Annotated in this window: 13 protein-coding genes and 1 riboswitch; of the genes, 1 reads left to right on the top strand and 12 read right to left on the bottom strand. The window is 69.1% G+C overall.

From position 1 onward, the window contains the following. Position 1: 1 nt before the first annotated feature. From cobO to ACYVG8_RS11755, 12 genes are all read right to left on the bottom strand, one after another. Positions 2 to 604, bottom strand: a complete 603-nt coding sequence (gene cobO / locus ACYVG8_RS11810) for a cob(I)yrinic acid a,c-diamide adenosyltransferase (RefSeq protein ID WP_028498592.1) — start codon at positions 602 to 604, stop codon at positions 2 to 4. A 9-nt stretch (positions 605 to 613) separates the two neighbouring features. After that, positions 614 to 1,702 (bottom strand): CobW family GTP-binding protein, encoded by a 1,089-nt coding sequence (locus ACYVG8_RS11805; protein WP_460745870.1) that lies wholly within the window; start codon positions 1,700 to 1,702, stop codon positions 614 to 616. Continuing rightward, positions 1,699 to 3,240, bottom strand: a complete 1,542-nt coding sequence (gene cobJ / locus ACYVG8_RS11800; RefSeq protein ID WP_028498594.1) for a precorrin-3B C(17)-methyltransferase — start codon at positions 3,238 to 3,240, stop codon at positions 1,699 to 1,701. The genes ACYVG8_RS11805 and cobJ overlap by 4 nt, the downstream gene beginning before the upstream one ends. A gap of 71 nt (positions 3,241 to 3,311) precedes the next feature. Further along, entirely contained in the window at positions 3,312 to 4,151 is an 840-nt protein-coding gene (locus tag ACYVG8_RS11795; RefSeq protein WP_234413005.1) for a cobalamin biosynthesis protein, read from the bottom strand. Between the two features lie 23 nt (positions 4,152 to 4,174). After that, the gene (cobM, locus tag ACYVG8_RS11790; protein ID WP_281661084.1) at positions 4,175 to 4,990 is read right to left on the bottom strand and encodes a precorrin-4 C(11)-methyltransferase; all 816 of its coding nucleotides are present in this window, start codon (positions 4,988 to 4,990) and stop codon (positions 4,175 to 4,177) included. Then, positions 4,987 to 5,718 (bottom strand): precorrin-2 C(20)-methyltransferase, encoded by a 732-nt coding sequence (gene cobI / locus ACYVG8_RS11785; RefSeq protein WP_460745869.1) that lies wholly within the window; start codon positions 5,716 to 5,718, stop codon positions 4,987 to 4,989. The genes cobM and cobI overlap by 4 nt, the downstream gene beginning before the upstream one ends. Continuing rightward, a complete protein-coding gene (gene cbiD / locus ACYVG8_RS11780; RefSeq protein ID WP_112691986.1) occupies positions 5,715 to 6,869 on the bottom strand; it encodes a cobalt-precorrin-5B (C(1))-methyltransferase CbiD in 1,155 nt (384 codons plus the stop codon). Before cbiD ends, cobI begins: the two co-directional genes overlap by 4 nt. After that, positions 6,866 to 8,437, bottom strand: coding sequence for a precorrin-8X methylmutase (locus ACYVG8_RS11775; RefSeq protein WP_460745868.1), 1,572 nt, complete (start codon positions 8,435 to 8,437; stop codon positions 6,866 to 6,868). Before ACYVG8_RS11775 ends, cbiD begins: the two co-directional genes overlap by 4 nt. Further along, positions 8,434 to 9,138, bottom strand: a complete 705-nt coding sequence (locus tag ACYVG8_RS11770) for a cobalt-precorrin-7 (C(5))-methyltransferase (protein WP_028498599.1) — start codon at positions 9,136 to 9,138, stop codon at positions 8,434 to 8,436. The genes ACYVG8_RS11775 and ACYVG8_RS11770 overlap by 4 nt, the downstream gene beginning before the upstream one ends. 33 nt (positions 9,139 to 9,171) lie before the next feature. Next, on the bottom strand, positions 9,172 to 11,118 hold the full coding sequence (locus ACYVG8_RS11765; RefSeq protein WP_460745867.1) for a putative cobaltochelatase: 1,947 nt from the start codon (positions 11,116 to 11,118) through the stop codon (positions 9,172 to 9,174). Next, entirely contained in the window at positions 11,115 to 15,197 is a 4,083-nt protein-coding gene (locus ACYVG8_RS11760; protein ID WP_460745865.1) for a cobaltochelatase subunit CobN, read from the bottom strand. Before ACYVG8_RS11760 ends, ACYVG8_RS11765 begins: the two co-directional genes overlap by 4 nt. Further along, entirely contained in the window at positions 15,194 to 15,523 is a 330-nt protein-coding gene (locus ACYVG8_RS11755; protein ID WP_107888914.1) for a (2Fe-2S) ferredoxin domain-containing protein, read from the bottom strand. The genes ACYVG8_RS11760 and ACYVG8_RS11755 overlap by 4 nt, the downstream gene beginning before the upstream one ends. 168 nt (positions 15,524 to 15,691) lie before the next feature. Next, positions 15,692 to 15,869, bottom strand: a riboswitch (cobalamin riboswitch). A 125-nt stretch (positions 15,870 to 15,994) separates the two neighbouring features. On the opposite strand from ACYVG8_RS11755, the gene ACYVG8_RS11750 reads away from it, so the two are divergent. After that, positions 15,995 to 17,440, top strand: a complete 1,446-nt coding sequence (locus tag ACYVG8_RS11750; protein ID WP_234413007.1) for a cobyric acid synthase — start codon at positions 15,995 to 15,997, stop codon at positions 17,438 to 17,440. Positions 17,441 to 17,476: the final 36 nt, after the last annotated feature.

Below are 17,476 nucleotides of genomic sequence, written 5' to 3'. Positions count from 1 at the left end.
CTCAGAACTCGACACCCTGCTGGGCCTTGATGCCCTGCTCGCGGTACGGGTGCTTGACCAGCCGCATCTCGGTCACCAGGTCGGCCGCCTCGATCAGCGCGTCCGGCGCATGGCGGCCGGTCACGACCACATGCAGCGCGGCCGGGCGGGCGGCGAAGGTCGCCAGTACTTCGTCGAGCGGCAGGTAGTCATACTTGAGCACGACGTTCAGCTCGTCGAGGATCACCATGTCGTAGTCGCCGCCGGCGATCATCCGCTGCGCCTCGTCCCAGCCCCGGCGGGCGGTGGCGATATCGGCGTCGCGGTCCTGGGTGTTCCAGGTGTAGCCGTCGCCGACGGTCAGGAAATCGCAGTTGTCGAAGCCGCCGAGCAGATCGCGCTCGGCGGTATGCAGCGCGCCCTTGATGAACTGCACCACACCGAGCCGCATGCCGTGGCCGACCACGCGCAGCCCCATGCCGAAGGCGGCGCTGCTCTTGCCCTTGCCGATGCCGGTATGGACGATCAGCAGGCCTTTTTCGCCGGCAGCAGCAGCCTGCTTCTTGTCGAAGCCGGCCTTGCGTCGCTCGGTCATGCGCTGGTGGGAAGCCGGATCGGTTTTCATGGAGATCTCCTAACGCCAGCGGGTGCCGGTCAGTTCGTTCAGTTGTTCGATCACGCGCGGACGGCTCGGGTGGTAGCCGATGCACACCAGTTGCGCCGGCCGCACCGGGGTGTCGGCGTCCTGCAGCTGCACGTCGACCCGGCTGCGCACCGCCTGGATGCGCAACCGGCCGCCGGCTGCCGGGGCGAAGCCCTTGATGCGCAGCAGCGGCTCGCAGCGGGCGATGGCGATCAGCGCCCGGCGCAGCGTGTCGGCATCCTGCGCCTCGGTGCTGCTGACGGTAAACGACTGCCAGCCCGGGTCCTGCTCATGGAAATGGCGATGGGTGGCAAGGCCGTGGCTGTGGGCGCCGAGGCCGCCATGGCTGTGGCCGTCGAGCGGTCGCTGGTCGGACAGCGGGCGCAGGTTCAGCCCCGGCAGGGTGGCGACCGGGCCGTAGTGGCGATGGCCGCTGCCGGCCACTTCGTGCAGGTGCAGGCCGAGCGTCAGCCGGGTATCCAGCCGCGCATCATGCGCAAGCTCGATAAAGCGGATCGCCGGCGCCAGCCCGCGCACGCGGGCTTCGGCGTCGAGCAGCGCGTCGTCGTCAAGCCCGCCAATCTTGTTCAGCACCACAATGTCGGCGCTGGCCAGTTGCTGCCGGAACAGGCTGGCGACCGGATCGCCATCCGTTGCCGGATCAAAATCGCCGGCCAGCAGCAATGGCGTATCGACCACCGCCAGCGTGGCGTCGAGCACGAAATACGGCGCCAGGTCGTCGCCCTGCAGGCGCTCCATGACCGCAGTCGGCAGGGCCAGACCGGAGGTCTCTATCAGGATATGGTCGATCTGCTCGCGCCGCGCCCACAGGGCCTGCAGCGTCGGCAGAAAGTCCTGATCGTCGCCATAGGCAATCAGTCCGTTCGGCAGGTCGTGGATTTCCGCGTCCGCGCTGCGGCCATCGTCGCGCAGCAGCGCGCCGTCGATCGACACCTCGCCGAATTCGTTGACCAGGATGGCCAGCCGGCGGTTGCGGCTGGTGCGGATCAGGTTCGACAGCAAGGTGGTCTTGCCGGCGCCGAGAAAGCCGGTGATGAGGGTGACCGGAATGCGGTTCATGCGGCAATCTCCGGCAAAGCGGCCAGAACGGCGCCGAAATCGGTGGCCATGGCCGGGTAATCGACCTGCGGCCGGTCGACCACGATCAGCGGAATGCCCAGCGCCGCCGCCGCCGCGGCCTTGGCCGGATAACCGCCGGCCGCGCCGGACTGCTTGGTCACCACGCAGTCGATGCCCCAGTCGCGCCACAGCGTCTCGTTGGCCTGCTGCGAGAACGGCCCCTGCATCGCGCACAGCCGGGAGCGCGGAATGCCGAGGTCGAGCGCGCGCTGCAGGTGCAGCGGGTCCGGTGCCAGGCGCACGAACCAGGCGTGCTGGCCGGCACCGTCGGCCTGGACGAAATCGGCCAGATCCTTGCTGCCGGTGGCAAGAAAGATGCGCCGGCCGTGCGCCATGGCCAGTGCGGCCGCCCCGGCCATGCTGGTGCAGTGCCTGGCCGGGTGCGGATCGCACGCATCCGGTCGCTCGTAGCGCAGATACGGCAGGTTCTGCCCGGCTGCCAGCGCGATCAGTTGCTGTGACATGTCGGCCGCGTACGGGTGGGTTGCATCGACGATGAAGCGCGCCCGGCTGCGGGCCAGCAGCTCGCGCCGGCGCTCGATGCCGAGCCGGCCGGCCAGCGGCGTCAGGCCCGGGCAGTCCTGCGCGACCAGTTCGGCACCGTAGTCGCTGGCGCTGGACACCACCACCGCATGGCCGCGGCCGGCGATCTCGCGTGCCAGCGCATTGCCGTCACCGGTACCGGAGAACACCCACACGGCGCCATCGGGCAGGCTGTCCGCCGTGACCGTGTCCGGCGTGTCATCCCAGTTGCCGTAGCCGCGCGGGGTGAAGATCCAGTCGCGCTTGCGCCGGGTAAAGCGGTTGCCGATCACCAGCGTGGTCAGCATGTCGAACTGGCGGGTGCGCAGCTCGGCCAGGGTGGCGATCTCGACCGACTGGCCCTCGCGGTAGGCATTGCGGACGATGCCGCACAGGGTCCCGGGCCGCTTGTGTTCGAGCATGATGTCGAGAATGCGGTAGACGCCTTCCTGGCGCTGGCGGCTCTGCACGTTGTAGAACACCGCCGCCAGGTCGGCCTGGGCGATATGGCGGGCACGGGTCTCGATCCAGTCCCACGGGCACAGCAGGTCGGACAGGCTCAGGGTGGCGAAATCGTGCGACAGCGGCGAACCGAGCAGGGATGCGCAGGCATTGGCCGAGGTGATGCCGGGAATCAGCTGCACCTCGTAGCTGTCATCGTCGGCCATGTCCTCGAATGCCAGCGCCGCCATGGCGTACACGCCGATGTCGCCGCTGGACACCAGCGCCACGGTCCGGCCGGCGCGGGCTTCGGCGATCGCCAGCTGCGCGCGGTCGCGCTCCTGGGTCAGCGGCAGGGTGCGGATGTCCTTGCCGGCAATCCATGGCCGGATCCAGGTCAGATACAGCTCGTAGGCGACGACCACGTCGCTGGCCTGCAGGGCGGTCTTCACCATCGGCGGGATCAGTTCATGACTGCCCGGGCCGACGGAGACCAGATAAAGTTTGCCGCTCATTGGATGGCTTTCAGGCTGCCGCGCCGGAAGCACGGCAAGGGAAGGAAAACAGGCTGCATCGGCAAGGCGTCCTAGCAGTCGTCAGGCAGGCAGCGGCGCCAGTGCGGCCGGTAGGGTCCGGCAGTGTCGGCGGTCTGGCCATCGTCGACGACGGCGACGGTCACGCCATTGACCGCGGTCTTGGGCACGACCAGTTGCCCGCGCGGGCTGGCGATCAGCGCGCACGGCTCGCACACGCCGCCGACGCCGACATGGCGCCGCACCCAGTCGGACGGCTGGTTCAGCCATGCCCGGGCAGCGACATCGTCGCGGTCGATGACGCGCAACGGCAGGTCGTAGCGGATGCAGAACGCCAGCAGGCCGGGTTCGTCGGCTTTCAGGTCGATGGTGGCGACCTCGCGCACCATGCGCAGCGGACGGCCATCCAGCACCTGCAGCACCGCACGTTCGATCTCGTCGACCGACTTGCCGCGGCGGCAGCCGATGCCGAGCGTCAGCGGTTTCAGCGCCTCGGTCGCGGTGGTCACGACCGGGACGGCACCGGTCAGTCGCGCCAGCCGGTAGGCCAGGGCATTGGCGCCGCCCTCGTGACCGGACAGCAGCGGGATGGCGAAGCGCGCCGCTTCATCGAGCACCACTACCGCCGGGTCGGTATGCTTGCTGGCGGTCAGACCGTCCAGATAGCGCACGGCAATGCCGCTGGCCATGACCAGTACCCACTGCCGCCGCAACGCAAACTGCTGCCGGAACTGGATCAGTGGCGACAGCCCGGGTGTCAGCCATGGCCGGACGCAGTCGGCATCAAGTGCGGTGGCCAGTCGCTCGCCGAGCGGCTGCGCATCCGGCCGCACCAGCCAGACCGCGCACGGGCTCAGCTTGCCGGCGACCACGGCGGGGCGCAGCGATGTCATGGCAGAAGTGTGTCCGGGTGGCTTCATTTCGCGTCCTCCGCTGCCGGCGCCGTGCGACGGCGCACGCGCGGCTTCTTGCGGTCGCTGCCGTCGCGGAACAGGTGGGTGAAACCGGCCGCATACAGGCTGGATTCGATCCCGCCGTCGCGTGACAGCGCCGGGCCGACCAGCAGCAGCGTGGTCAGCAGCCAGTCCTTCTGTCGCACCCCGCCAAGCAGGGTCGCCAGCGTGGCGCGGTGGATCGTCTGGTCCGGCCAGCTGGCGCGCCGCACCAGCGCCACCGGGGTATCGGCCGGGTAGTGCAGCAGCAGGTCGGCCACGGTCTGCTTCAGCCGCTGGCCGGACAGGAAGATGCACATGGTCGCCTGGTGCTCGGCAAAACGGGCGATCGACTCCCGCTCCGGCACTGCCGACGCCCGGCCGGACACCCGGGTCAGGATGACCGACTGCGACACCGCCGGCCGGGTCAGTTCGCTGCCGAGGACGGCGGCGGCGGCGGTAAACGACGACACGCCGGGCACGATCTCGTAGTCGATGCCGAGTGCTTCCAGCCGGCGCATCTGCTCGGCGGTCGCGCCGTAGATGGCCGGATCGCCGGAATGCAGCCGCGCCACGTCCAGGTCGGCATCACGCGCGCGGCGATAGCAGGCTTCCTGCTGGTCGAGTGACAGCTCGGCGGTATCGAGGATCTCGGCATCGGCGCGGCAATGCTGCAGCATTTCGGCCGGCACCAGCGAACCGGCATACAGCACCATCGGCACGCGGCCGAGCAGGCGGCTGCCGCGCAGGGTGATCAGGTCGGCAGCGCCGGGACCGGCGCCGATGAAATAGACTTTCATGCGTGTCGTCTCTCTCTCGCCTCGCGGCGGATCAGCAGGGTGGCCAGATAGCCGCTGGCCGACGCATCGAGCCGGCTCACGTCATCGCACAGCACTTCGCCGGGCAGGCCGATACGGCGGGCAAAGGCACAATGCCGCGCAATGCCCATGTCGTCGAGCAGATCCAGTACCGCGCCCAGCCGGGCGCCGATTTTCATCAGCACCACGATGTCGTGGCTGTCGATATCGGCGCGCAGCGCGGTCATGTCGTCCGGGCACGGCAGGATCAGGATGCGTTCCTTGCCTTCGCCCAGCGGCCATGACAGTGCCGACGCGGTCGCGGCAAAGCTGGTGACGCCGGGAAAGGTGCGGTGTTCGAGCCCGGGCAGCCGCTCGCGCAGCGCGGCAAGCAGATAGCCGTAGGTCGAGTAGGTCATCGAATCGCCAATGGTCAGGTAGGCGACGTCACGTCCCTGCTGCAGCTCGCCAGCCACCGTTGCCGCCAGCGCCGCATAGTGCGTCGCCAGCACCCGGCGGTCCGGGTCCATCTCGAATTCGATTTCGCGGAGGCGGTCGTCGGCCAGCCCGAGCCCGGCCAGGCACTGTCGCGCCACCGACACCTCGCTGCCGCGCGCGCGCGGCAGGTAGATCAGGTCGACGCCGCGCAGCGCCTCGAGGGCGGCAACCGGCACCAGCCCGGCCGGGCCGGGGCCGACGCCAACGCCGAAGAAACGTCCGCACTGGCTCATGCCGCCTCCCCTGCCGCTTCACCCAGCGGCGTGCCATCCATGCTGAACAGGCGCACGGCAACCCGGTCGACGCTCGGCACCCGCGTCTGCATCCGCGCTGCCACCCGCTGTTCGATTTCACTCCAGAACGCGCGGGCGCGGTCGCCGGCATCATTGGCCATGATCTGCACTGCATTCTCCACGGTATTGGCTGCCCCGATGCGCGTCACCAGCGCGGCGGGAAAACCGGATTCGGCGGCCACGGCGGCCACGCCGCCCATGGCCATGCCGCTTTTGCCCGAATGCGTGTCCCACACGCCGTCGAGCAGTTTGGCAATCTTGCCCGGGTGGCCGAGCACCCACAGGGTACCGAGCCGGGCCTGTCGTTCCTGCAGCGTCGCCTCGACATAGTCCAGCGACGTGCCGACAAAGTTGGCGATCTGCACCACCCGGGTGCCGGGCAGACCCAGAACCTGCGCCGCATGGCCGCGCCCGATCTTGCCCGGGGTGAAGGCGATGGCGTCCGGCAGTTCGCCCAGCGCCACGCGGATATAGATTTCGATCGACGCCATCCAGGCCGCCAGCGACATCGGTTCAACAATGCCGCTGGTGCCGAGGATGGAAATGCCGCCGACAATGCCGAGCATCGGATTGAAAGTGCGACGGGCGATCTTCTCGCCATCTACGCAGCCGATCGCCAGGTCGAAGCCGGGGTCCGGCGCACCGGCCAGCACCTCGGCCACCGCCCGCCGCATCATCTCGCGCGGCACCGGATTGATCGCCGCCTCGCCGGGCGGAATGCGCAGGCCGGGCAGGGTGACGGTGCCGACGCCGGCGGCGGCGAGAAAACGCAGTTCACCGCTGCCGTTCGGCGTCACCGTGGCAAAAATCGTCGCGCCATCGGTGTTGTCCGGGTCATCGCCAGCGTACTTCAGTACCTCGGCACGGGCCGCGCCGCCGTCCAGCAACCCGACCGCCTGTACCGGCACGGTCAGGTAGAACGCCGGGTCCGGCAGGCTGATGTCGACCTCGCTGGCGCGGACATCGCGCAGCAACAGCAGCAACGCGGCCTTGACCGCTGCCGTGGCGCAACTGCCCGTGGTCCGGCCGCGTCGCAGGCCGTTCGGCGCCGGCGTGGCCAGATCGTACGGACGGCGCACCGGGGCGTTCATCGTACGGCGTCCGCCTGCTGGCGATACACGTGGTCGATCGCCTCGATCATCAGCGCATTGACCGCCGACGCCGCCCACGGCGAGCCACCGCGCGTACCGCGATTGGTGATGCGCGGCACCTGCATCAGCCGGCGCAGCGCCTCCTTGCATTCGCGCGTGCCAACGAAGCCGACCGGCAGTCCGACCACCAGCTGCGGCCGCCAGCCGTGCTCGCGCACCAGCCGTACCAGTTCCATGATCGCGGTCGGCGCGTCGCCGATCGCCACCACCACCTCGTTGCCGAATTTCTCCCACGCGCGGCGGATGCCGGCGGCCGAGCGGGTGATGCCGTGCGCGTCGGCCAGCAAGCGGGTTTCCGCATCGTGCACGCCGCACCAGGTGTCGACGCCAAGCTGATCCAGCACCGCGCGCTTCAGTCCGGTCTGCACCATGGTGACGTCGGTCACGATGCGCCGGCAGCGCAGCAGCGCACGCATGCCGATCTCGACCGCGCCGGGCGAGAAATACAGGTCGTCGACAATGTCGAAGTCACCGCTGGTATGCACCAGCCGCCGCAGCACGATGCGGTGGTCGTCCGGCACACCGGACCAGTCGCGACCGGCGTCGATGAGGCGCATGCTTTCCGCCTCGATCGGGTGCGGCTGGTACGCGGGCCATGGCACCGCCTCCGCCGGCGCATCGTCGCGCGCCAGCAGCCCGCGCACGCCGCCATGATGGCCCTGCTGCGGCAGACCGACCTGTTCCTCGAAGCCGACGATCTGCACCCGGTACTTGCACAGCGCGCAGTTCATCGTCGCCCGCCCGTCGACGCCTTCGCGGGCGCGATCGAGGAATGCGTCGGCCACGTGCGCATGCACGCCGAGATAGCCGGCCGGCAACACTTCGATCTCCGGGTGGCGGGCGGCGAGGTCGGCGGCAGCCGCGTAGATGCGCTTGACCAGCACGCCATCGAACAGGAAATACGGCAGCACCACGATGCGCGAATAGCCGAGCAGCGCGGCGGCCCGGAGCCCGTCGGCGACCAGCGGCCGCGCCGTGCCGGAATAGCAGACGAACGATGCGCCGTAGCCCATGCCTTCCTCCAGCATGCGCGTCAGCTTGGAGATTTCCGAGTTCGCATCCGGGTCGGACGTACCGCGGCCGACCACCACCAGACAGGTATCGGCACGGGCCACGGTGCGCGCCGTGCGCGCCTCTGCCTCGATCAGCCGCAGCCGGCACAGTTCCAGCAGTTTCGGATGCAGGTCCATTGCCGCGCCAAAGTGGAAATCGACACCGGGATGGGCGCGCTGCAGCGCCAGCAGCTCGCTCGGCATGTCGTTCTTGGCATGGGTGGCAGCCAGCAGCACGCCGGGTACCATCACCAGTCGCCGCGCACCGTCGGCGATGGCCGCCTCGACCGCCTGGTCCAGGGTCGGCGCGGCAAATTCCAGGAAACCGTGCGTGACCGGCCGGCCGGCGGCGCGCTCGCGCAACAGCCCGACCAGCGCCATGAACTCGCGCACGCCGTCCGGATCGCGGCTGCCGTGACCGGCCAGCACGATCGCGTAGTCGCTGCCGTCACTCATGCGGCCTCCGCCGGTTCGATCTGGCTCGCCATCGGCTGCAGCGTGCGGATCAGCATGATGCTCATGTCGGAGAAGGTCTTGTCCGCGCATTCGGCCAGCGTGCCATGCCATTCGGCTTCGCCGCGGGTCAGGTTTTCCCAGACTTCGGTCGGCTGCGCCGGCGAAATGCCGTTTTCCAGCAGATAGGCCGCGATATGGCACGGCATGAACGAGCGCGCCGCATCCCACGGGCACGGAATGACGATGGCGTTGCGCTGGTCTTCCAGCACATGGACCAGATGGCGCTTGAACGGCGTCAGGTCGCCACGGCGATGGAAGGTGATAAAGGTGGTTTCGTCGAAGCACACCCTGGCGCGCGATGCCAGCACCTGCGCCGACGACAGGCCGGGCATGGTCTCGACCGGATGGCCGCAGGCGCGCTCGACCCGTTCCAGATACTGGAAGCCGCTGAAATGAATGTCGCCCATGAACACCACCACGCAGCGCTTGCCGGCGTGGTGCAGGCGCGCCACGTGTTCCAGTTGCGCGACCTGGTCCTTGTAGCCCATCAGCACCACCTCGGCACGGGCCGGAATCAGCGGCCGCACCACATTGACGACCGCGTCGAAGCCGGCGATCACGTCCGCGTCGCGGATCAGCCCGGCCGAGCGTTGCGGCAGGTAGCCGATATCGCCGGGGCCGGCGCCTATGCAAATGATCATGTCAGTTCCTGATTTGAGTGGAATCGCCGTGCCTTACCGGCCCTGGCGTTCACGGATGGACAGCGCCAGCACCTCGGCCGACAACTGGTCCATCGGTACATAGTCGGCCTGCAGCGCCTGCGCGAGTTCGCGCGCGCGGCCCAGCCGGACAAAACCCTGCTCGGTATCCAGCACCAGCGCCGGCAGGCCGCTCTCCGCCAGCCGGCCGGCCAGCCCGAGCGCCTCGGCCCACGGATCGAGATGCACATCCAGCGCCACATTGGCACGGCCGTCGCTGAGCACCACCAGCAGCGGCGTCAGCGTGTCGCCATGCCGGGCCAGGGTGTCGGCGGCCAGCCGCAGCGCATGCGACAGCGGCGTACGGCCCCCGGTCGGCAGTTCGTGCAGGGCCTGTTCCGCCTGTTCGACCTGGCGTGTCGGCGGCAGCACCAGCTCGGCCTCGTCGCCGCGGAAGGCAATCACCGCGACCTGGTCACGGCGCTGGTACGCATCCCGCAGCAGGCCGAGCACCGCGCCCTTGACCGCTTCCATGCGCCGGCGCGCGGCCATCGAGCCGGACGCGTCGACCACCAGCAGGATCAGGCTGGCCTGGGTGCCGACGCGGACTTTGGCGTGCAGGTCGGCACGGGTGACGCCGAAAGCCTGCGGGTCGCGCAGCAGCGCATGGCGCAGCGTGGCATCGACCGCCAGCTGGTCCGGCGCCTCGTCCGGCACCGCACGCACATAGTGACCGCGCCGGGCGCCGACCACGCTGCTGCGCCGGCCGCTGGCCTCATGCGCCTGACGGGCCAGCAGGTCGATGCGGGCGACGTCGTCTGCCCCGGCGGCAGCAAATTGCCGCTCCGGCGCCACGCCGGACCCGCCGTCCCCGTCATGCTCATCGTCCGGCTCATCGGCGGCGGGAGCAGGGGTGGCGTCGTCATCGGGCGGCGGGCCGTCCTGGCCATCGGACGGCGGCGGTGGCGGCGCCGCTGCCTGCCGGGTCAGCGACTCCAGCTTGTCGTGGTCGAGACCGGCCTGCTCGAACGGCTTGCGCCGGCGACGATGCGGCAGCACCAGCCCGGCGGCATCGCGCACGTCTTCGGCACTGACCACCTCGCGACCGTCCAGTGCTGCCATCGCCCGCGCCGCCTTGTGCATGACAATGTCGGCACGCAGGCTGGCGACCTCGAATTCGCAGCACAGCTGGCTGACGAAATCGAACAGCGCATCGGACAGCGTCACCCGGCGCAGACCGGCCTGCGCGACACGGATCGTGTCGCGCAGCGCATCGGTTTCCGCGCGCCAGCCGGCGACAAAGCCGGCCGGATCGGCCTCGAACGCCAGCCGCCGCCGCACCACTTCAGCCCGCACCGCCGCATCGCGCGGCGCGCTGACTTCGACCATCATGCCGAAGCGATCCAGCAATTGCGGACGCAGGTCGCCTTCTTCCAGATTCATGGTGCCGAGCAGGGTGAGGCGGGCCGGATGGCTGACCGACAGCCCCTCGCGCTGCACGGTATTGACGCCCATCGCCGCCACGTCCAGCAGCACGTCGACCAGGTGGTCGGCCAGCAGATTGACCTCGTCGATATACAGCAACCCGCGGTGGGCAGCCGCCAGCAAGCCGGGCTTGAAGGCCTGCCGGCCGTGTTTCAGCGCCTGCTCGAAATCGAGGCTGCCAAGCACGCGGTCTTCGGTGGCGCCGAGCGGCAGGTTGATGAACGGCACCGGCGCGGTCACGGCAACCGGGGTGGCGCCATCGCCGCAATGCGGGCACTCGGCCAGCGGCGCATCCGGCGCGCAGTTGTACGCGCAGCCCGGCACCCGGGTGATCGGCGGCAGCACATCGACCAGCCCGCGCGCGGCGGTGCTCTTGGCGGTGCCCTTGTCGCCACGGATCAGCACGCCGCCGAGCGAAGGGTCGATCGCGCACAGCAGCAGCGCCCGCTTCAGTTGCGGCTGGCCGACGATGGCGACAAACGGATAAGCGTGTTTCATGCCTTGTCGACTCCAATGCGCGGAATGTCACCGCGGGCTTCGAGCATTGCCTCGCTGCGCAGGTGCAGCGCGCGCAGCGCCTCCAGCGTGTCCGGCGCCGGTTCGGCCCACAGCTGGCGCTGCGCGGCTTCCAGCAGGCGTTCGGTGATGGCATGCAGCGCCCACGGATTGCTGTCGGCAAAGAAGGCCTGCATGTCGGCGTCCAGCGCGTAGGTTTCGGCCAGTTGCTGGTACACCCAGTCGTCGACCACGTGCGCGGTGGCATCGTAGCCAAACAGGTAGTCGACGGTGGCGGTCAGTTCCAGTCCGCCCTTGTAGCCGTGTTTGCGGATGCCGTCTATCCATTTGGGATTGGCGACGCGCGAACGGAATACCCGCAGCACTTCCTCCTTCAGTCCGCGCACGGTCGGGCTGGCCGGATCGTGGGTGTCGCCGAAGTCCTGCCGTGGCTGGCGGCCGGTCAGGCTGCGGATGGTGGCGATCATGCCGCCGTGGTACTGCAGGTAGTCGTCGCTGTCGAAAATGTCGTGTTCGCGGTTGTCCTGGTTGTGCAGCGCGACCTCGATGCCGGACAGCCGGTGGCGGAAGTCGTCGCGGGCGTCGACGCCCTGGTCATCGCGGCTGTATGCATAGCCGCCCCAGTTGACGTAGGCGGTGGCGAAGTCGGCATCGTCCTGCCAGTTCTGCTCGTTGATCAGCGGCAGGATGCCGGCACCATAGGTGCCCGGTCTTGAACCGAATACCCGGTACAGCGCGCGCCGGCTGGCGCTGTCACGCGGCAGCCGGCCCAGCAGCTCGCCGGCCAGATCGGCCAGGTAGTGCTTGCGGACAAAGTTGCGATCGACCGGTTCATCGAGCAGCGCGACCGTCCGCACCGCATCATCGACCAGCTGGATCAGGTGCGGAAAGGCATCGCGGAAGAAACCGCTGATGCGCACAGTGACGTCGATGCGCGGCCGGCCCAGTTCGGCCAGTCCGATCACCTCGATGCCGGACACGCGCCGGCTCTCGGCCTGCCAGGTCGGCCGGACACCGAGCAAGGCCAGGATCTCGGCAATATCGTCTCCATGGGTACGCATGGCGCTGGTGCCCCAGACGCTGATGCTGACCGACTCCGGATCATGCCCGGTGTCCTGGCGATGGCGGGCGATGACCTCGCTGGCCAGCTCGGCGCCGATGCGCCAGGCGGCCTGCGAGGGCAATCCGCGCGGATCGACCGAGTAGAAATTGCGCCCGGTCGGCAGCACATGGGCCATGCCGCGCGTCGGCGCGCCGCTTGGCCCGGCCGGCACGTAGCCGCCATCGAGTCCGTGCAGCAGGTTGTCGATTTCCTCGCGCGTTCGCGCCAGGTTTGGCACCAGTTCGGCGCAGACAAACGCCAGCGTGCGCGCCATGTCGTCACTGGCGACGACGCCGGGCAGCACGGCCGCCAGCACCGCGCTGACCGCCGCCGGGTCGAAACCGTGTCCGGCCAGCCCGGCCACCAGCCGGCGGCCCAGCGCGGCGATGACATCCAGCGCATCGGCACGGGTCACCACCGGCGCATCGGCCAGCGCTGCCAGCAAGGGCGGTACCGGCTCCAGCCGCCGGCCCTTGTCGGCCTGCAGCGTCTCCAGCACCAGCCCGAGCGCCGCCGCCACCCCGGCCGGCAGGCCGGGCACGTCCAGGTTCGGCAGGCGCACCAGCGCGCAGATCATGTCGACCAGCGCCTCACCATCCGGCGAGCGGCCCAGCACATGCAGGCCGTCGCGGATCTGCGCCGCACCCAGCTCGCACAGATAGCCGTCGATATCCTCGATCAGGTGGGCGACATCGACACCGTCCATGCCGGCCAGCGTCAGCGGCACGCCGTCATCGTTCAGCGTGGCGTCCCAGTCGTGGTCATGATCGTGGTGATGATCGTGGTGATGGTCATGATCATGATGGTGGTGGTGATGGCCGTGATCATGGTCATGCGGGTGCGCGGCTGCCGGCGTGGCAATGCGGTACTTGCCGGCACCGGGCGCGGCGGATGACGCCGGCTTCGGCCGGTACAGGCCCGTCGGCGCGGCCGGTGCCGGGGCGGGCTCGTGGTCGTGGTCGTGGTCGTGCTTCATCATCGCCGCCAGATCGGCATCGAGATTCGAGGCCTTGATCAGATCCCAGATCTGCTGTTGCAGCAGCGGCAGCTTGCCCGGATCGAGCATCTCGACCTGGTAGTACTCGTCGACCAGCTGTGTCAGCTGTGCCAGCGGCCCGTAGGTGTCGGCGGTGGTCATCGGCGGCGTCAGGTGGTCGATAACCACGGCATGGGCGCGGCGCTTTGCCTGCGAACCTTCGCCCGGGTCATTGAGAATGAACGGGTAAAACAGCGGCATGTCGCCGAGCAGCGCATCCGGGAAGCAGTTTTCCGACACGCCGACGCCCTTGCCCGGCAGCCATTCCAGCGTCCCGTGCTTGCCGACGTGGACGATGGCATCGGCCCGCCAGTCGTCGCGCAGCCAGCAGTACAGTGCATGATAGTGATGGGTCGGCGGCAGGTCCGGCGTGTGGTAGATCGCATCCGGGTCCATGCCGTAGCCGCGCGGCGGCTGCAGGGCGACGAATGCATTGCCGTATTCCAGCCCGGCAAACACCAGCCGGCCCTGATGGACATAGGCACTGCCCGGAGCGGCACCCCAGCGCGCGCTCATCCGCTCGCGCAGTGCGTCCGGCAGCTCGGCAAACCACTCGGCGTAACGCGCCGCCGGTACGGCCGCCACGGCCCGCCGCAGCTGGTCGTCGCTGAGATAGGCCTCGTCATAGGCGCCGCGGTCGATCAGTTCGTGGATCAGGGCATCGCTGCTGTCCGGCAGCCCGTCGATGCGATAGCCGCGCGCCTGCATCGCATGCAGCATGGCAAACAGCGAGGCCGGCGAGTCGAGGCCGACGGCATTGCCGATCTGCGACGCCTTGCTGTTCGAGTTGGTAAAGATGAAAGCGATGCGCTTGTCGGCGGCTGGCACCCGACGCAGCCGTACCAGCCGTGCGGTGATGCCGGCCACGCGCCGCACCCGGTCGGGCAGCGGCGCATAGTCGGTCTGTTCGGCCGGCGCACCGTCGCTGGCATGCTTGAACGACATTGGCACGCTGACGATGCGGCCATCGAACTCCGGCAGTGCGACGTTCATCGCCGTGTCGAGCGGATTCAGCCCGCGTTCCGACTGCTCCCATTGCGCCCGGGTCATGCTGCTGGTGATTGCCTGCACCACCGGGATGTCAAGGCGCTCGAAAGCGGCCACCGACCAGCCGGTCGGCGTCGGCCCGTCGGCGTTCACGTCGCCCATGGCGAACGAGGTGGTATTGATCAGTGCATCGATGCGGCTCGTGCCGTCCGCTCCGACAAAAAACTGCATCGCCGCCGGCATGCCGTCACCGTCCAGCGTGCGCAGCGAGGCGGTATAGACCGGCAGCGCATTCAGCTGCTGCGCGGCCAGGGCGTCGACCAGGCTGTCGATAAAGCGGGTGTTGCCGCTGACCCAGTGCGCGCGATAGAAGGTGATGCCGACCGTCGGCCAGTCCGGCCGGCGGATCGCCAGCCAGTCGTCGAGCGAGCAGTCGGCCGACAGTTCCGGATGGTGGATGCCGTGCTCGGGCAGCGGCGTCGGTGGCAGGTAGCCGAAGCCGGTCATCAGCAGGTAGTCGGCAAGGAAACGCAGCAGCTGCGCCATATTGCCGGTGCCACCGGCCTGCAGGTAGGCGGTCACTTCATGCTGCAGGGACGGCGGGACGGTCGACTGTGCTGCCAGATCCGGGTCCGGCTCGCCGGTGCCGCTGACCACGATCAGGGCGCGTCCGTGGGCGCGGGCGTCCTTCCACAGAGTGTCGAAACCGGGAATGGCACTGGTGCGGCCCAGCACGCGGACAATGACGACGCGCGCAGTCGCCACCGGACCGGCCAGCACGGCGGCCATGCCGTCCGGGCAGACGATGGTCTGCAGGTTGACGCCGGAGACCGGCACGAAACCGTCCGGCAGTTCGGCACGCACGCGCTGCAGCGCGGTCAGGTCGGTGCCGGCGTGGGTCAACAGCACGATGCCGCGGGAAACGGGAGTGTTCACTGGCCCGCCTCCTGCCCGACATCGCCGGTTCCGAGCCGGTGGAACACCAGCGCCTCGACCGGGCGACCGTTGACCAGATGTTCGTCGACGATGCGCTCGACGGCGGCGGCATCAACCTGGCGATACCAGACGCCGTCCGGATAGACGACGGCGATCGGCCCTTCCCTGCAAACGGCAAAGCAGTGCGAGCGGGTGCGCTTGACGCACAGCCCGTCGCGCGCGTCGATCGCCTGCCCGAGCACCTTGAACATCGCCTCGGCCTCGACGCCGTTGCCGGTGCAGCGCGGGCCGGTACACATCAGGACATGGCGGTCGTGGCGTCTCATGACGGCACCCGTGCGGCGGCAGGGCAGAACGACGATGGAAGGCGGAAGCGGCGCGGTGGCAGGGCCATGGAGGACGTCCTCGTGCAGGGGGCGTCGCCGCGAGCGAGGCGCCGCAGCCGGAACGGCCGCTGGCGGTTTCCCCCGGTGCACCCCGCCCGGTTTCAACTCACGTCGACTAAGGCGATGGCCGGTCTCCTGGCTCGTGCGTCATCACCCGCGCGGCCTTCCCGGAATCGTCCAGTGGCATCGTCAAGCGGGCTCGTCACTTACAGTTGCGGGGGCAGCCGCGGTCTTACACCGCATTCCCGTTTCACCCCGAAGGGCACCATCAGCAATAGCGCCGGATAATACGTGATTTCGGGGTACCGCGTTTGTGCCGGATCGGCCGTCCGCCACGCCCGGCGCAGGCGACACCCCTATAATGGCCGTCCTCATTCACCCGTCCCCGCCGCCATGCCAGCCAGAACCCTCATGATCCAGGGCACCACCTCCGATGCCGGCAAAAGCACCCTGGTCACCGGCCTGTGCCGCTTTCTCATACGGCGCGGCATCCGGGTCATGCCGTTCAAGCCGCAGAACATGGCGCTGAACAGCGCGGTCACCGTCGATGGCGGCGAGATCGGCCGCTCGCAGGCGGTGCAGGCGCTGGCCTGCGGCATCGAACCGCATACCGACATGAACCCGATCCTGCTGAAGCCGAACAGCAATACCGGCTCGCAGGTCATCGTCCTTGGCCATTCGATCGGCAATATGGACGCCGCCGCCTATCACCGCTTCAAGCCCAGGGCGCTGAGCGTGGTGCTCGAAGCCCACAGCCGGGTGGCGGCAAGCTGCGACTGCGTCCTGGTCGAAGGCGCCGGCAGCCCGGCGGAGATCAATCTGCGCGATGGCGATATCGCCAACATGGGCTTTGCCGAAGCGGTCGACTGCCCGGTGATCCTGGTGGCCGATATCGACCGGGGTGGCGTGTTCGCCCATCTGGTCGGCACGCTGGCGCTGCTGTCGGACAGCGAGCGCCGGCGCGTGGTCGGCCTGGTCATCAACCGTTTCCGCGGCGACATCGCCCTGCTGCAGCCGGGACTGGACTGGCTGGAGCGCGAAACCGGCAAGCCGGTGCTCGGCGTCCTGCCGTACCTGCAGGGACTGCATATCGAGGCCGAGGACAGCCTGAGCCAGGGCACGCAGGGCGTGGCGGCCAGCGGCGAGCGGATACTGCGCGTGATCGCGCCGGCCCTGCCCCGTCTCAGCAACCACACCGACTTCGACCCGCTGCGCCTGCATCCGCAGGTCGAATTCCAGCTGGTCCCCGCCGGCCAGCCGATTCCGCCGGCCGACCTGATCGTGCTGCCGGGCAGCAAGAACGTCCGCGACGACCTCGGCTGGCTGCGCGCCAATGGCTGGGAGGCCGCCATCGACCGTCACCTGCGCTACGGCGGCAGGCTGATCGGCATCTGCGGCGGCTTCCAGATGCTGGGCCGCCAGCTGCACGACCCGCTCGGGCTGGAAAGTGCGGCCGGCAGCACGCCGGGACTCGGCCTGCTCGACATGGAAACGACACTGGATGCGCACAAGCAGCTCGAACGCCGGCAGGGATGGCTGGCCTCGGGCCATGCCGCCGTCACCGGCTACGAGATCCACATGGGCGTGTCGACCGGCCCGGCGCTGGACCGGCCGGCGATCCGGCTGGCCGACGGCAACGAGGGGGCGGTCTCGGCCGACGACCAGGTGCTGGGCAGCTATCTGCACGGCCTGTTCGACCATCCGGAAGCCTGCCTCGCCCTGCTGCACTGGGCCGGCCTGCCCGACGCGGTGCCCGTCGACTACCCTGCGCTCCGCGAGGCGCATATCGAACGGCTGGCGAACCTGATCGAGGAGAACCTGGACATCACCCGCATCGCCGACTGGCTGCCGGACTGAAGCGCGGACGCGCGAAGCGGGGCCTGCCCCCGGCGA

The organism is Microvirgula curvata (genome assembly GCF_054781615.1).
This window is presented reverse-complemented; position numbering and strand designations above follow the sequence as displayed.

Excerpts from the sequence above, each read along its gene's own strand:
- cobO (WP_028498592.1), bottom strand. The coding sequence starts at position 604 with ATGAAAACCGATCCGGCTTCCCACCAGCGCATGACCGAGCGACGCAAG.
- ACYVG8_RS11805 (WP_460745870.1), bottom strand. The coding sequence starts at position 1,702 with ATGAACCGCATTCCGGTCACCCTCATCACCGGCTTTCTCGGCGCCGGC.
- cobJ (WP_028498594.1), bottom strand. The coding sequence starts at position 3,240 with ATGAGCGGCAAACTTTATCTGGTCTCCGTCGGCCCGGGCAGTCATGAA.
- ACYVG8_RS11795 (WP_234413005.1), bottom strand. The coding sequence starts at position 4,151 with ATGACATCGCTGCGCCCCGCCGTGGTCGCCGGCAAGCTGAGCCCGTGC.
- cobM (WP_281661084.1), bottom strand. The coding sequence starts at position 4,990 with ATGAAAGTCTATTTCATCGGCGCCGGTCCCGGCGCTGCCGACCTGATC.
- cobI (WP_460745869.1), bottom strand. The coding sequence starts at position 5,718 with ATGAGCCAGTGCGGACGTTTCTTCGGCGTTGGCGTCGGCCCCGGCCCG.
- cbiD (WP_112691986.1), bottom strand. The coding sequence starts at position 6,869 with ATGAACGCCCCGGTGCGCCGTCCGTACGATCTGGCCACGCCGGCGCCG.
- ACYVG8_RS11775 (WP_460745868.1), bottom strand. The coding sequence starts at position 8,437 with ATGAGTGACGGCAGCGACTACGCGATCGTGCTGGCCGGTCACGGCAGC.
- ACYVG8_RS11770 (WP_028498599.1), bottom strand. The coding sequence starts at position 9,138 with ATGATCATTTGCATAGGCGCCGGCCCCGGCGATATCGGCTACCTGCCG.
- ACYVG8_RS11765 (WP_460745867.1), bottom strand. The coding sequence starts at position 11,118 with ATGAAACACGCTTATCCGTTTGTCGCCATCGTCGGCCAGCCGCAACTG.
- ACYVG8_RS11755 (WP_107888914.1), bottom strand. The coding sequence starts at position 15,523 with ATGAGACGCCACGACCGCCATGTCCTGATGTGTACCGGCCCGCGCTGC.
- ACYVG8_RS11750 (WP_234413007.1), top strand. The coding sequence starts at position 15,995 with ATGATCCAGGGCACCACCTCCGATGCCGGCAAAAGCACCCTGGTCACC.